We start from the raw sequence: 12775 nt of genomic DNA, 5'->3' as shown, positions 1-12775 counted from the left end.
GTTCAGTTGATCAAGGCCGAGGCAGGCGCGACAGTGCCGGATGCGGCGGTCGTCGCCGCTGCCGCTCCGAAGGCACGCTCGTGACCACCTCAGGTGCTTCCTGGCTCTGCTCCTCTCGGGTGAGCGCGGCGGACATCGCCGGGGACAGTCGGGTGAGGCTCGGCGCGGTGAAAAGGCGGCGAGCCGGAGAACGGCACAGCGGGCAGTCGTGAACCGCCTGGGCGGTCCCTATGGGCAAGCGCACCTCGAATCGCCCGCAGTCTGGACAGCGGTACTCATAGGTGGCCATGGGCATCCCCACGAGGATCGAGGTTCTTTCTCGCCGCAGCGTCCTGAACTGCTGTGAGCTGAGCCATGTCTTCAGGTAACCTCTCCGCCAATCTCGGTGTCAAGGTGAGAGTCGGATCGTGCGCGCGGGGAAAAGGCCGACGGGCGCGACGCGTGCGGGCCCTGAATCGGGTTTCATATGCAAAAGATGGCCGTCGTTTAAGGCGCGGCATGCTTTCCGGATAAACGCGGGGACTTTCCGGGGGTGCCCGTTCAGGTTTCGTTCCGGCGGGCCGGCCGACGCCACGCTCGAAATGCGGCGTGCCGATCGCCGGCCCGTGCACATGGTTCGGTGGCCGCACGTCGTCCGGGCAAGGCGACCGGCAAGGGTGGACCAAAATGCCTTGGCACGGCGTGTTGGCGAATTGCCGTGCCGCGGCTCGACGAGCGGGGCGGCGACGGCCTCGCCCCCAGCTGCCCTGGCTCAGCCGCCGAGGTGCGGTGCGCGGGCCGCGGCGGAGCCGTCGCGCACCACCTCCCCGGTGAGGTTGCCGTTGGCCCCGGAGCCGAGGAAGACGACCAGCTTGGCCACGTCGTCGGCGCCGGACAACCGCCGGGTCGGCGTGGCCCCGGCCAGGGCGTCGACCACGGCCGCCGGGACGGGTGGGCGGCTGTCGGTCAGGGTGAAGCCGGGGGCCACCACGTTGACCAGGATGCCGTCCCGGCCGGCCTCCCAGGCGAGGGCGCGCGCCAGCCCGTACAGGCCGGACTTGGCGGTCCCGTACGGCCCGGGGCCGGGCAGTCCCTCCTCCGCGACGCTGGAGGAGATCAGCACGATCCGGCCCCAGCGCCGCGCGCGCATGCCGGGCAGCACCGCGCGGACCTGGGCGGCGGCGCCGACCAGGTTGGCGTCGATCATGGCCCGCCACTCCTCGATCGGCACGTCCTCGAAGCGGACGCCCGGGTCCGGCGGGCCGTCGCCGCCCCAGCGGACGGCGTTGGCCACCAGGACGTCCACGCCGCCCCAGTGGCGGGCGACCGTCGCGGCGGCCTCCTCGACGGTCGCCGGGTCCTCCAGGTCGAGCCGGACCACGAGGGCCTGCCCGCCGGCGGCCTCGACGTCGTCCGCGACCTTCCGGGCCAGGTCGGGGTTGCCGCGGTAGGTGAGGGCGACCCGGGCGCCCTCGCGCCCGAAGGCGCGGGCGGTCGCCGCTCCGATGCCCGTGGTGGCGCCGGTGACCAGGACCACGCGGTCCCTGAGTTCGGTGTCCATGCTTGGTTCCTCTCGTTCGGGCTGGTGGGTGGGGTCAGGCGTCGCGCGCCCCGGCCGGGGCGCGGGCGGCGAGGGTCCGCACCGCGTCCAGTGCGGCGGCCCGGGATGTCTCGTGGGCGTCGCGGAAGTCCGCGAGGAACGGCATGACCGGGGCGTGGGTGAGCTCGGTGTGCACGAACTCCACGTCCTCGAGGCCGAGCGCCGTGAAGTAGGCGCGCAGGTAGGGCTCCTGGAAGTCGAAGGGCTCGCGGGGAGTGCCCGGGCCGTACGCCCCGCCGCGGGCGGTGAGGACGACGGCCGACCTGGCGGCGAGCGGCAGCCAGGGCAGGGTCACCCGGTCGATCCAGGCCTTGAGCGCGGCGGGGACCGAGAAGTTGTACATGGGCGCGCCGATGAGCAGCACGTCGGCCGCGAGGAGTTGCTCGACCAGGGGCCGGGTGGCCGCCCACTCCTCGGCGAGCCCGGCCGCGGCGGCCACCCGGTCCATGGCCGCGAGGTCCCGCACCCCGTGGCGCGAGGACTCGAGGGCGAGCCGCGCGCGTGCCTCGCCGATCGGTGCGACGGGGTCGGTGACCAGGTCCCGATAGGTGTACGTCCCTGCGGGGTGGGCGGTCCGCCAGTGGGCCGCGAAGGCCCGGCCGAGCTCGCGGGAGTGCGAGAGCGAGCCGGCCCGGGCGCCGGCGTCCAGGTGCAACAGGTGGGCCACGTGAATCCCTTCATAGATGATCCGAGAGCAAGATAAGAGTAAAGCAAAATGATTTCAAATCAAGACTATCTAGACGTGCTGCTATCCTGGCCGGCATGGCCACGCGTTCTCCCGCCGACGACCAGACCTCGCCCGGGCGGTTGCACGACGACCTGCACTGGGTGTTCGCCCGGCTCAAGCAGGCCCTGGCCACCGCCGAGACCGCCGTCGTCCAGGCCCACGGCATGAGCCTGTGGGGCTACACCGTCCTGATGGCGGTCGCCGAGGCCCCGGCGCGCAACCAGCTCGCGCTCGCCCAGGCGGTGTCGGTGGACAAGAGCAAGCTGGTCCTGATCATCGACGAGCTGGAGGCGGCCGGACTGGTGCGCCGCCGGCCGGACCCGGCCGACCGCAGGGCCCGCATCGTGGAGGCGACCCCCGAAGGCCGCCTCGTGCTGGACGCCGCGCGCGCGGACGTCGAGGCGGTCGAGGCCCGCCTGCTGGCCGACCTCGACGCGTCGGCCGGCCGGGCGCTGCGCGAGGCGCTGCGGCGGCTGGTGGGTGACCCCGTGGCCCGGATCGAGGACGGCCGCCCGCCCGAGACCGCCTGCCCGCCCGCGGAGGTGGCCCGCCCCTGACGCCTCCAGCGGGCCCGGCCCGATACGTGCCCCGGCGGGCCGCGGGCGAACGGTGGGTGGCCCCACCACTCGCCGGAAGACGGAGAAAGACAGGAAAACGATGCTCGACAACCCGGCCGTGACCCCCGCCGTCGTCACCTACCAGGCCCCGTGCGGCGACCACAACGACCTGGCCATGACGGCCGCCGGCACGCTCGGACGGGCGCTCGCCGAACGCCTGGCCGTGCCCGCGCAGGCCGTCGGCGTGCCCGCCGCCGTCCCGGAGGGCGCCTGGGAGGAGGCGCTCGCCGCGGCCGGCCCGGACCTCGCCGCGCTGGCCGATCGGTACCGGTCCGTGTTCGCGGCCGGTCACCGGCCGTACGGGGCGCTGTCGCGGTGCGCCGCGGCCCTCGCCACCCTGCCCGTGGTGACCGCGCGGCACCCGGACGCCGTCGTCGTGTGGATGGACGCCCACGGCGACATCCACACCCCGGACACCACCGGCACCGGCTACCTGGGCGGCATGGCCCTGTCGGGGCCGCTCGGCTGGTGGGACTCCGGCCACGGCGCCGGGATCGGCCACGGGCGGGCGGTCCTCGTCGGCGCCCGCGACCTCGACCCGGCCGAGACGGCCGCCGTCGAGGGCGGCCGGATCGCGTGCCTGCCGCCGGGCCCCGGCCTGGCCGGAGAGCTGGGCGAGTGGCTCGACGGCCGGCCCGTCTACCTGCACCTCGACTGCGACGTGCTGGAGCCGGGCATCGTGCCCACCGACTATCGGGTGCCGGGCGGGCTGAAGCTCGACGACCTGCACGCCGTCTGCCTGGCCGTGGCGGCGGCCTCCCCGCTCGTCGGGGCGGAGTTCGCCGAGTACGAGGGGTTCGACCGCGCCACCGGCCGGCATGTGCCGCCCGGCGAGCTGCTCGACGCCCTCAGCCCGCTCTGGGCCGGTATGTAAGGGCTATAGTTCCCTTATATCGGTTACAGTAGTGGAGGTCGAGGCGTGCGGATTCCCATCACCGACTATGTGGCCGGGGCGGCGGTGGCGACCGACCTGGTCAACACCTCGCCGACCGTCCGGGCCGACCGGGGCGAGGCCCTGACCGGCCCGGAGGCGCTGGCCGGCTTCCTCGCCGAGCACGGTCTGCGGCCCGATGCCCTGGCGGGCGGACTCACGGAGGAGGACGTGCACCAGGTGTGGCTGCTGCGCCGGGAGGTGCGCGCGATCCTGGAGACCGCGACCGAGGAGCACGCCGTCGCGGGCGCGGCCGTCCTGACCGGCCGGGCGGGCCTCGCGCCGGTGCTGCACCGCGACGCTGACGGCCGGTGGCAGTGGCACGTCCCGACCGCCCCGGGGGCGTCGCTCGCCGACGAACTGGCCGCGCTCGTCGGCATCGCGCTGTTCGGCGTCGTCAGGGTCCTCGGCCACGCCCGGTTCCGCGCCTGCGCCGCACCGGGTTGCCGTGGTGTCTTCGCCGACACCAGCAGGGGCGGACGCCGCGCGTACTGCGCGCCGGAGCTGTGCGGCAACCGCCGCAACGTCGCCGACCACCGCGCCCGCCGCCGAGCGGGGAGCGCCGCCAGATGAGCGACCCGACGAACGACGCGACGGGCGACCCGACGAACCACGCGACGGGTGACCCGGTGGGCGGCCGGTCGGACGGCCCGGCGCGAGGCCCGGTGCTGGCAGGGGCCATCCGGCTGCCTGACGGTTCCCGGGTGCGTGGTCGGGGGTTGCGGCGTCCGCTGCCCGGTGGTCCGGTCCCCGGGTTCGGGCTCTACCTCGGCTCCGGCCGGTTGCGGCGCCGCCACGAGGGCGGCCTGCACTGGCCGCACGCCTGGGTCGACTGGCCCGACTTCCTGCTGCCCCGCGACCGCGACCTGGCGGTACGGGAGATCGGAGCCCTGTACGAGCGGGCCAGGGCCGGCGAAGCGGTCGAGGTGGCCTGTGGAGGCGGCGTGGGGCGCACCGGCACCGTGCTCGCCTGCCTGGCGGTCCTGTCCGGCCTCGACGCGGCCGACGCCGTCGCCTGGACACGCGCCCACCACCACCCCCGGGCGGTCGAGACGCCGTGGCAGCGCCGCTGGGTGGCCGCGTTCCCCCGCGGCTGACCGCACGCTGCCGCACGGCCGACCCGCAGGCGCCCCACGTCTCGCGTGGCCGATCGTCAGCGGCCCCACGTGGCCGCTCGGGTGGCCGATCCTCAGCCGCACCGCGTGGCCGCTCGGGTGGCCGATCGTCAGCCGCACCGCGTGGCCGCTCGGGTGGCCGATCGCTCGGTTGATCGTCAGGTGTCCGTGCGGTCGAGGAAACGGGCGATCAGCGGGGCGATCTCCGGCAGGTGCTCCTCCAGGGCGAAGTGGCCGGTGTCGAAGAGGTGGAGCTCCGCGCCGGGCAGGTCGCGCAGGTAGGCGCGGGCGCCCGGCTCGGGGAAGAACGGGTCGCGGGCGCCCCAGGCGATGAGCGTGGGCGGGGTGTGCTCGCGCAGCCACGCCTGCCACTCGGCGTAGCGTTCGACGTTGGAGCGGTAGTCGAAGGCGAGGGCGACCTGGGCCTCCTTGCGGCCGGGCAGGTCGAGGAAGTGCTGGTCGAGCGTCCAGCCGTCCGGGGAGACCAGTTCGGGGTCGGCGGTGCCGGTCTCGTACTGGCCGCGGGTGCCCTCCAGGGTGAGCAGGCCGCGGATCGTCTCCTCGGCGCCCGCCTGGCCGGGGCGCAGGGCGACGAACTCGCGGGCGCCCGCCGACAGCCCCTCCTCGTAGGCGTTGCCGTTCTGCACGACCAGGCCGGCGATCCACTCCGGGTGCCGCGTGGCGAGCCGGAACCCGACCGGCGCGCCGAAGTCGAAGACGTACATGACGAACCGGGTGAGGCCGAGCCTCTCGACGAAGCCCTCGGTGACGTCGGCGAGCCGGTCGAAGGAGTAGGTGAACCCCGCCGGCGCCTCGGTGTGCCCGAAACCCGGGTAGTCGGGCGCGATCAGCCGGTAGCGGCCGCCGAGCGCGTCGATCAGGCGGCGGAACTGGTGCGAGGCCGAGGGAAAACCGTGCAGGAGCAGCAGCACGGGCGCGTCGGGCCGCTCGGGCAGCGACTCGCGGTAGAAGACGCGGACGCCGTCGACGTCGAGGTGACGGTACGCGATCCGGGCTACAGGCGGAAACGTCATGGCTAATGCCTTCCGATAGTGAAGATGCATTAGTTCTAGCGCTCGTCATCTAATGCGTCAACCTGGGGATGTATCGTTAGAAACATGACCCCCTTCACCGGGGAGCCCCTGGCACTGGACCTGGTCAACACCCGGCCGGTCACGGGCGACCTGCTTGCCACCCCCGGCGACCTGCGCGCCTGGCTGGAGCTCCAGTCGGACCGGCTCCCCGAGGAGTTCGGGGAGTTCACCGACGCCGATCTGGCCGCCGTGCACGCCGTACGGGAGCACACGGCCCGTGCCCTGGAGCACGCCCGCCACGGCAGGCGACCCCCCGAGGCCGCCCTGCGAGCGCTCAACGAGGCGCAGCGCGCGGCCCCCGCCGTCAGCGAGCTGGCCTGGGACGGCTCGGCCGTCACCGCCACCCGCAGGCGCGCCGGGCCGGTCGGACGCCGCCTGGCCGCCCGGCTCGCCGAGGCCGCTGCCGAACTGCTGTCCGATCCGGCCGTGACCAGGGTCCGCGGGTGCGCGGCCGACGACTGCGTGATGCTGTTCCTGCCCGCCCACCCGCGCCGCCGCTGGTGCTCGCCCGCCCGCTGCGGCAACCGCGTCCGCGTCGCCCGCCACTACCGGCGGCACCGGCCCGACTGAGCCGGGCGGGACGACCGCATGACCCGCCCCGCACGACCCGACCCGCCCGGCGGGCGCCTGACGTTCGGAACGCCCCGCCTCCACCCCGACGAAGGGACCCGCCTGTGACTGCAGCAGTGGACCCGGGCCGCTGGCACGCCCGGCTCGGCGAACTGGCCAGCGACCACCAGGTCCCCGGCGCGAGCCTGGCCTTCCTGCACGGGGGAGAGGTCCACGAGTTCGCCGCTGGCGTGCTCAACGTGGCCACCGGGGTGCCCGCCACCACCGACTCGCTGTTCCAGATCGGCTCGGTCACCAAGGTGTGGACCGCCACCCAGATCATGCTCCTCGCCGAGCGGGGCGAGCTGACCCTCGACACCCCGGTCTGCCAGGTGCTGCCCGAGTTCAGGGTCGCCGACGCCGAGGTGAGCGCGACCGTCACCATCAGGCACCTGCTCTCGCACACCTCCGGCATCGACGGCGACCTGTTCCTCGACACCGGCCGCGGCGACGACTGCGTCGAGAAGTACGTCGCCGCCTGCGCCGACCTCGCCCAGAACCACCCGCTCGGCGCCACCCAGTCCTACTGCAACTCCGGCTTCGTCATCGCCGGGCGCGTCGTCGAGCGGCTCACCGGCAAGGTGTGGGACACCGCGCTGCGCGAGCAGGTCGTCGAGCCGCTCGGCCTCACCCACACCTGGACCCTGCCCGAGGACGTGCTGCGCTTCCGCGCCGCGATGGGCCACCTGGACGGCGTGCCCGCCCCGATGTGGGGCCTCATGCGCTCCTGCGGGCCCGCCGGGCTGATCAGCGCCCGCGCCGCCGACGTCGTCGCCTTCGCCCGCGCCCACTTCGGCCCCGACCACGAAGGCGGCGGGCTGCTGGCCCGGCCGCAGGACATGTGGGAGCCGCAGGCCGACATCCCCAACCCGCACACCCTCGGCAGGCAGTGGGGCATCGGCTGGATCCTCGACGAGTGGCAGGGCCACCGCGTCATCTCCCACGGCGGCAACACCATCGGCCAGGCCGCCATGCTGTGGGCGCTCCCCGACGCCGGGACGGCCGTGTGCGTGCTCGCCAACGGCGGCCACACCGCCGCCTTCCAGCACGCCCTGGCCACCGAGCTCTTCGGCGAACTGCTCGGCCTGGCCGTGCCGGCCGAGCTGGGCCCGCCCGCCGAGCCGTACGAGACGGACGTCGAGCGGTACGCCGGCGTCTACGAGCGGGTCGGCACGCGCATGGAGCTGACGGCCCGCGACGGCCGGCTCGCGCTGCGCCTGGAGAGCACCGGCGCGCTGGCCGGCACGCAACCGCCGCTGGACTTCGACCTCGTCGCGGTGGACGACACCACCTTCGTCGGCCGCCCCGACGGCCGGCCCAACTGGCTGTCGGCCGTCTTCTACCGGCTCGCCGATGGCACGCCGTACATCCACCTCGGCGCACGGGCCACGCCCAAGGTCGCCTGACACCCGGCCGGTGCCGACCCTCCACCGGGAGGAGACGGCCACCGGCCTGCGGCGGATCCTCGAAGACCTCGGCTGCCGGCGAACCCCCGTTCAGCCCCGGCCGGGCGCGTCCTCCTCCGCCTGCGCTCCGGGTGCCGGACTCCGGCCGCTCTCCGGCGTCGCGAGCAGGGCGCGGACCTCGTCGGCGGTGGTCTCCCGGAGCTCCTCCCCGAGGAGCAGCCAGCGGGTCACGCCCGCCGCCTCCAGGAAGGCCAGGTCGTGGCTGGAGATCAGCAGCGCCCCCTGGTAGGAGCCGAGCGCGCTGGTGAGCTGCCGCACACTGGCCATGTCGAGGTTGTTGGTCGGCTCGTCCAGCATCAGCAGCTGCGGTGGCGGGCAGGCGAGCATCGTGGCCGCCAGGGCCGCGCGGAAGCGCTCGCCGCCCGACAGGGTGCCCGCCGGCTGCTCGGCGCGCGCCCCCTTGAACAGGAAGCGCGCGAGCTGGGAGCGGATGTGGTTGTCGGTGACCCCGGGAGCCAGGCGGGCCACGTTCGCCGCGACGCTCAGCTCGTCGTCCAGGACGTCCAGCCGCTGCGGCAGGAACCGCAGCGGCACGAACGTCCTCGCCTCGCCGGACAGCGGAGCCAGCTCGCCGGTGAGGGTGCGCAGCAGCGTGGTCTTGCCGGCGCCGTTGCGCCCGACCAGCGCGACGCGCTCGGGGCCGTGCAGGCGCAGGCCGGCGTCGCGCAGCCGGCCGAACCGCAGGCTCAGCTCGTGCAGCTCCAGCACGGCCCGGCCGGCGGGCACGGCGGTGTGCGGCAGGCTCACGCGGATCTCCGCGTCGTCGCGGATCGCGTCCGCCGCCTCCTCGCGTCGCTCGCGGGCCTCGTGCAGCCGGTCCTCCTGCAGGCCGCGCAGCCTGCCCGCCGACTCCTGCGAGGACCGCTTGCGCTCGCCGGCGACGATGCGCGAGGCCCGCCGCTGGTCGTCCATCTTCTTGTTGTGCCGCTGGCGGCGGGCCAGCTTGGTCTGGGTCTCCTCCAGTTCGCGTTTCTGCCGCCGCACGTCGGCCTCGGCGGCCCGCAGGGTCCGCTCGGCCGCCTCCTGCTGGGTGGCGACGGCCTCCTCGTAGGCCGAGAAGCCGCCGCCGTACCAGCTCACCTCGCCGGAGCGCAGCTCGGCGACGCGGTCCACGCGCTCCAGCAGGTCACGGTCGTGGCTGACCACGACCAGCGCGCCGGACCGCCAGGTGTCGACGGCCTCGTAGAGCCTGCGGCGGGCGAACAGGTCGAGGTTGTTGGTCGGCTCGTCGAGCAGCAGGACGTCGGGACGTTCCAGCAGCAGCGCGGCCAGCCGCAGCAGGACGGTCTCCCCGCCGGACAGCCGGCCGACGGTGCGGTCCAGCTCGACGTGGCCGAGGCCGAGGGAGCCGAGGGTCGCCAGGGTCCGCTCCTCGACGTCCCAGTCGTCGCCGAGGGTCTCGAAGTGCCGCTCGCCGACGTCCCCGGCCTCGATGGCGCGCAGCGCGGCGCGCCGCTCGGCGATGCCGAGCGCCTGGTCGACGCGCAGCTCCGTGTCGAGGGTGAGGTTCTGCGGCAGGTACGCCAGGTGGCCGCCGGCGGTCACGGACCCCTGGGAGGGGCGCAGCTCGCCGGCCAGCAGCCGCAACAGGGTGGACTTGCCCGAGCCGTTGGCGCCGACGAGGCCGGTGCGACCCCGGCCGACAGTGAGGGAGAGCCCGTCGAAGACGGTCGTGCCGTCGGGCCACCGGAAGGTCAGGGCGGAGCAGGTCAGCGAGGCGCTGGGGGTGATGGGATGAGCCATGATGGTTCTCGCAGTCGCACGTCGGACGAATGGGGCTTCGTGTGCGAGCACCAGGCGGCGGCGGACCGGGAACGGGTGCGGCCCTCCGGAGAGTGCGGAGGGCTCATGCACCGAGGTCGCTTTCCACGCGGGGTCACGGGCGGCGAGAAGGCCGGCTTCGGCGTGACGGGAGTACGGTCGGGTGCCGTACCGCGTGGTGATCGCGGACCTCAGATGCGCAACGTCCACCTCTATCGGAGACAACAGGACCCCACGACTCTACCTCACCCGTTCCCGGAGCACCCGTTCCCGCAGCCGCCTACTCCACCTCCTCCGCGCCCGGTTCTGCGGCCAGGCCGTACCTGACGAGGACGAGCCGCGACCCGGGCAGGGTGCGGGCGCCTGCGGGAGATTCCTCGGGAAGGCCGGACCCGGCGCGCGTGGCGGGGTCGGGGAAAGCGGGAGATCTCGCTGATCAGGCGGTCGCGCGTCCGCCGCCGTTCGCCCGGGACGGTGTCCTGGCGCGGCTCAGGGCAGGTTGAGCTGCCAGGAGACGCCGAACCGGTCGCTGACCCAGGCGAAGCGGGAGCTGAAACCGTAGGAGCCCAGCGGCATCATGGCCATGCCCTTCTCCGACAGCGCCGCGGTCAGCCGCTCGATCTCCGCCTCCGACTCGCACGTCACGTACAGCGAGATCGCGGGGGTGAAGGTGAAGTCGTGCCGGACGTTGCTGTCGATGGCCATGTACGGCTGCCCCGCCAGGGTGAAGACGGCGTGCTGGACGGTGCCCTCCGTGCCCTCCGCGGCGGGGCCGTAGCGGGTGATGGAGAGGATCTCGGCGTCGTCGAACAGCGACATGTAGAACGTCATCGCCTCCTCGGCCTGCCCCTGGAACATCAGAAACGTCGTGATCTTCTGCGACATGGCAGTACTCCTGATCGTGAGGACGGTGTGGTGGGTCACGGTCGCACCGCCCGTAGGTGCGACCATCCGCCGTTCCCGGAACACGGGGACGACCCCGCGGGTCCCCCGGAATGTGGAACGCGGGCATGGACCGAGTGTTTCAGTCGCTACTTATATAAGTCAAGCGCTATATAATTGCCGGACGGTGGCGCGGTAGGCGGTGGGGTGATCCCGCGACGCCGCCTGAAGGCGGGTGTCCCTGCTCCGCCGCGCGGGCGTCACGGTCCGCGCGGGCTCCCGCTCCGGCGAGCCCAGGTTCGACTGGACCGACGAGAGCACCTGGGACGCCGCGCTGGCCGTCGTGCGGCGGATCCTCCTCGTGCCGCACGACGGCGCGGTGCTGACGCGGCCGTTCGTCCGGCGGGCGACGGAACTGGGGGCCGAGCGCGTCGTGCTGCTGTCCGGGCGAGGAGTGGACGTGCCCGGCTACGCCGACGCGGTCTCGCCGATCCGCCGCGGCCTCGACGCCCACCTGCCCGACGGCGTGCGCCGCGTCCTCGGCCGTCCGCCCCGGGACTTCGCCGAGGTCGTCCTGGACGCGGCCGCCTCCGGCGCCTGGCGGTCCTGACCGGGCCGTCCCATGGGTGACGGAGCCGCGCCGGTGGAACACCAGAGGTGTCGACGAAGACCCCGTCCCCGTCCCGGGGCGGCCGGGGCCGTGCCGGAGGATCGCGATGCCACCTGACCTCGAAGCCGGGATCGCCGCCCTCGGGCTGGTTGACCACCATGTGCACGGCGCGCTGCGCCACGTGGTGCGGCGGCCGGCGTTCGAGGAACTGCTCACCGAGTCCGACCGGCCGATCCCGCCGTGGACGACCGCGTTCGACTCGCAGCTCGGCTTCGCGATCCGGCGGCACTGCGCTCCGCTGCTCGGGCTGGAGCCGTCGGCGGGCGCCGATGCCTACTGGGCCGCGCGGGCCGCGCTGCCGCCCGAGGAGGCGGCCCGGATCTTCCTGCGCGCCGCGGGGACCGATTGCTGGCTGGTGGAGACGGGACATCACGGCGACCGGCTCTTCGGCCCCGCCGCCATGGCGGCCCTGAGCGGGGGGCACGCCGCCGAGGTGGTGCGGCTGGAGGCCGTGCTGGAGGCCGTCGCGGGCGCCGGCGCCTCCGCAGCCGGCCTGCGCGAGGACTTCCGGGCGGCGCTGCGCGAGCGGGCGCGGGACGCCGTGGGGTTGAAGAGCGTCGTGGCCTACCGGCACGGCTTCGACTTCGACCCGGCGCCGCCGGGCGCCGCCGAGGTCCGGGAGGCGGCCGGCGCGTGGCTGCGCACCCTCGACCGGGGCGGCGCGCCGCGCGTCGCCGACCCGGTGCTGCTGCGCATGCTGCTCTGGGAGGGCGTCGCGACCGGTCTGCCCCTGCAGCTCCACGCGGGCTACGGCGACCCCGACATCGAGCTGCACCGCTGCGACCCGCTGCTGCTGACCCGCTGGCTGCGGGCGGTCGAGCCCACCGGGACCGACGTCCTGCTGCTGCACTGCTACCCGTTCCACCGCAACGCGGGCTACCTCGCCCAGGTGTTCCCCCACGTGCACCTCGACGTCGGGCTGGCCGTCAACCACACCGGCGCGCGGTCGGCCGCGGTCGTCGCCGAGAGTCTGGAACTCGCCCCGTTCGGCAAGATCCTCTACTCGTCCGACGCGTTCGGCCCGCCGGAGCTGCACTACCTCGGCGCGCTGCTGTGGCGGCGCGGCATGACCCGGGTCCTCGGGGCGTGGGTGGCGGACGGCGAGTGGACCGAGGCGGACGCCCTCCGGGTCGCGACGATGATCGGGCGCTCGAACGCGGCCCGCGTGTACCACCTGGACGAGTGAAACAGGGTGTTTCACGAGTTGGCCGTCCTGGTGGTGACGGACCGCATCCTGCCGATCGACTCCACCGGCAGACGCCTGCCCGGCCTCCTCGGGAACGTGCGCCTCGTCGAGATCACCTGTCGCGGGCCCACCGGCTCC

Annotated in this window: 14 protein-coding genes; 8 read left to right on the top strand and 6 right to left on the bottom strand. The window is 74.2% G+C overall.

Translation table 11 applies throughout. From position 1 onward, the window contains the following. Positions 1-10 precede the first annotated feature (10 nt). From FHU36_RS46890 to FHU36_RS22515, 3 genes are all read right to left on the bottom strand, one after another. On the bottom strand, positions 11-289 hold the full coding sequence (locus tag FHU36_RS46890; RefSeq protein ID WP_185087528.1) for an FmdB family zinc ribbon protein: 279 nt from the start codon (positions 287-289) through the stop codon (positions 11-13). Positions 290-751: 462 nt separating this feature from the next. Beyond that, positions 752-1540, bottom strand: coding sequence for an SDR family NAD(P)-dependent oxidoreductase (locus tag FHU36_RS22520; protein WP_185085895.1), 789 nt, complete (start codon positions 1538-1540; stop codon positions 752-754). Positions 1541-1574: 34 nt separating this feature from the next. Next, positions 1575-2246: an FMN-dependent NADH-azoreductase gene (locus FHU36_RS22515; protein WP_185085894.1), complete on the bottom strand. Its 672-nt coding sequence runs from the start codon at positions 2244-2246 to the stop codon at positions 1575-1577. A gap of 95 nt (positions 2247-2341) precedes the next feature. Here FHU36_RS22515 and FHU36_RS22510 point away from each other — a divergent pair, with 95 nt between their 5' ends. The 4 genes from FHU36_RS22510 to FHU36_RS22495 all read left to right on the top strand — a co-directional run bounded on the left by FHU36_RS22510 (position 2342) and on the right by FHU36_RS22495 (position 4951). Continuing rightward, complete coding sequence (locus FHU36_RS22510; protein WP_185085893.1) at positions 2342-2863, top strand: MarR family winged helix-turn-helix transcriptional regulator; 522 nt, start codon at positions 2342-2344, stop codon at positions 2861-2863. Between the two features lie 100 nt (positions 2864-2963). Further along, positions 2964-3797: an arginase family protein gene (locus FHU36_RS22505; protein WP_185085892.1), complete on the top strand. Its 834-nt coding sequence runs from the start codon at positions 2964-2966 to the stop codon at positions 3795-3797. Between the two features lie 45 nt (positions 3798-3842). Further along, positions 3843-4427 (top strand): CGNR zinc finger domain-containing protein, encoded by a 585-nt coding sequence (locus FHU36_RS46475; protein ID WP_185085891.1) that lies wholly within the window; start codon positions 3843-3845, stop codon positions 4425-4427. Then, positions 4424-4951: a protein-tyrosine phosphatase family protein gene (locus tag FHU36_RS22495; RefSeq protein WP_246502536.1), complete on the top strand. Its 528-nt coding sequence runs from the start codon at positions 4424-4426 to the stop codon at positions 4949-4951. Before FHU36_RS46475 ends, FHU36_RS22495 begins: the two co-directional genes overlap by 4 nt. A 176-nt stretch (positions 4952-5127) precedes the next feature. On the opposite strand, the gene FHU36_RS22490 is transcribed toward FHU36_RS22495, so the two are convergent. Continuing rightward, positions 5128-6003 carry an alpha/beta fold hydrolase gene (locus FHU36_RS22490; protein WP_246502535.1) on the bottom strand — a complete coding sequence of 292 codons (876 nt, stop codon included), beginning with the start codon at positions 6001-6003 and terminating at the stop codon, positions 5128-5130. Positions 6004-6087: 84 nt separating this feature from the next. Here FHU36_RS22490 and FHU36_RS22485 point away from each other — a divergent pair, with 84 nt between their 5' ends. After that, positions 6088-6633, top strand: coding sequence for a CGNR zinc finger domain-containing protein (locus tag FHU36_RS22485; RefSeq protein WP_185085889.1), 546 nt, complete (start codon positions 6088-6090; stop codon positions 6631-6633). Between the two features lie 104 nt (positions 6634-6737). Continuing rightward, positions 6738-8078: a serine hydrolase gene (locus FHU36_RS22480; RefSeq protein WP_312891740.1), complete on the top strand. Its 1341-nt coding sequence runs from the start codon at positions 6738-6740 to the stop codon at positions 8076-8078. Positions 8079-8168: 90 nt separating this feature from the next. Here FHU36_RS22480 and FHU36_RS22475 read toward each other — a convergent pair whose 3' ends face one another. Next, the gene (locus tag FHU36_RS22475) at positions 8169-9881 is read right to left on the bottom strand and encodes an ABC-F family ATP-binding cassette domain-containing protein (RefSeq protein ID WP_185085888.1); all 1713 of its coding nucleotides are present in this window, start codon (positions 9879-9881) and stop codon (positions 8169-8171) included. A 507-nt stretch (positions 9882-10388) separates the two neighbouring features. After that, on the bottom strand, positions 10389-10784 hold the full coding sequence (locus FHU36_RS22470) for a VOC family protein (RefSeq protein WP_185085887.1): 396 nt from the start codon (positions 10782-10784) through the stop codon (positions 10389-10391). 232 nt (positions 10785-11016) lie between these two features. On the opposite strand from FHU36_RS22470, the gene FHU36_RS22465 reads away from it, so the two are divergent. Both FHU36_RS22465 and FHU36_RS22460 read left to right on the top strand, forming a co-directional pair. Then, positions 11017-11391: an SDR family oxidoreductase gene (locus tag FHU36_RS22465; protein WP_185085886.1), complete on the top strand. Its 375-nt coding sequence runs from the start codon at positions 11017-11019 to the stop codon at positions 11389-11391. A 106-nt stretch (positions 11392-11497) separates the two neighbouring features. After that, complete coding sequence (locus tag FHU36_RS22460) at positions 11498-12637, top strand: amidohydrolase family protein (RefSeq protein WP_185085885.1); 1140 nt, start codon at positions 11498-11500, stop codon at positions 12635-12637. Positions 12638-12775: the final 138 nt, after the last annotated feature.

The sequence above is a fragment of the Nonomuraea muscovyensis genome, from assembly GCF_014207745.1.
GTDB classification, from domain to species: domain Bacteria; phylum Actinomycetota; class Actinomycetes; order Streptosporangiales; family Streptosporangiaceae; genus Nonomuraea; species Nonomuraea muscovyensis.
Note: the sequence above shows the minus strand (reverse complement) of the source record. Positions and strands in the feature narration are given on the sequence as shown.

What these genes read in the sequence shown, in the direction of transcription:
- FHU36_RS46890 (WP_185087528.1), bottom strand. Translation starts at nt 289, where the DNA reads ATGGCCACCTATGAGTACCGCTGTCCAGACTGCGGGCGATTCGAGGTG.
- FHU36_RS22520 (WP_185085895.1), bottom strand. Translation starts at nt 1,540, where the DNA reads ATGGACACCGAACTCAGGGACCGCGTGGTCCTGGTCACCGGCGCCACC.
- FHU36_RS22510 (WP_185085893.1), top strand. Translation starts at nt 2,342, where the DNA reads ATGGCCACGCGTTCTCCCGCCGACGACCAGACCTCGCCCGGGCGGTTG.
- FHU36_RS22505 (WP_185085892.1), top strand. Translation starts at nt 2,964, where the DNA reads ATGCTCGACAACCCGGCCGTGACCCCCGCCGTCGTCACCTACCAGGCC.
- FHU36_RS22495 (WP_246502536.1), top strand. Translation starts at nt 4,424, where the DNA reads ATGAGCGACCCGACGAACGACGCGACGGGCGACCCGACGAACCACGCG.
- FHU36_RS22490 (WP_246502535.1), bottom strand. Translation starts at nt 6,003, where the DNA reads ATGACGTTTCCGCCTGTAGCCCGGATCGCGTACCGTCACCTCGACGTC.
- FHU36_RS22485 (WP_185085889.1), top strand. Translation starts at nt 6,088, where the DNA reads ATGACCCCCTTCACCGGGGAGCCCCTGGCACTGGACCTGGTCAACACC.
- FHU36_RS22475 (WP_185085888.1), bottom strand. Translation starts at nt 9,881, where the DNA reads ATGGCTCATCCCATCACCCCCAGCGCCTCGCTGACCTGCTCCGCCCTG.
- FHU36_RS22470 (WP_185085887.1), bottom strand. Translation starts at nt 10,784, where the DNA reads ATGTCGCAGAAGATCACGACGTTTCTGATGTTCCAGGGGCAGGCCGAG.
- FHU36_RS22460 (WP_185085885.1), top strand. Translation starts at nt 11,498, where the DNA reads ATGCCACCTGACCTCGAAGCCGGGATCGCCGCCCTCGGGCTGGTTGAC.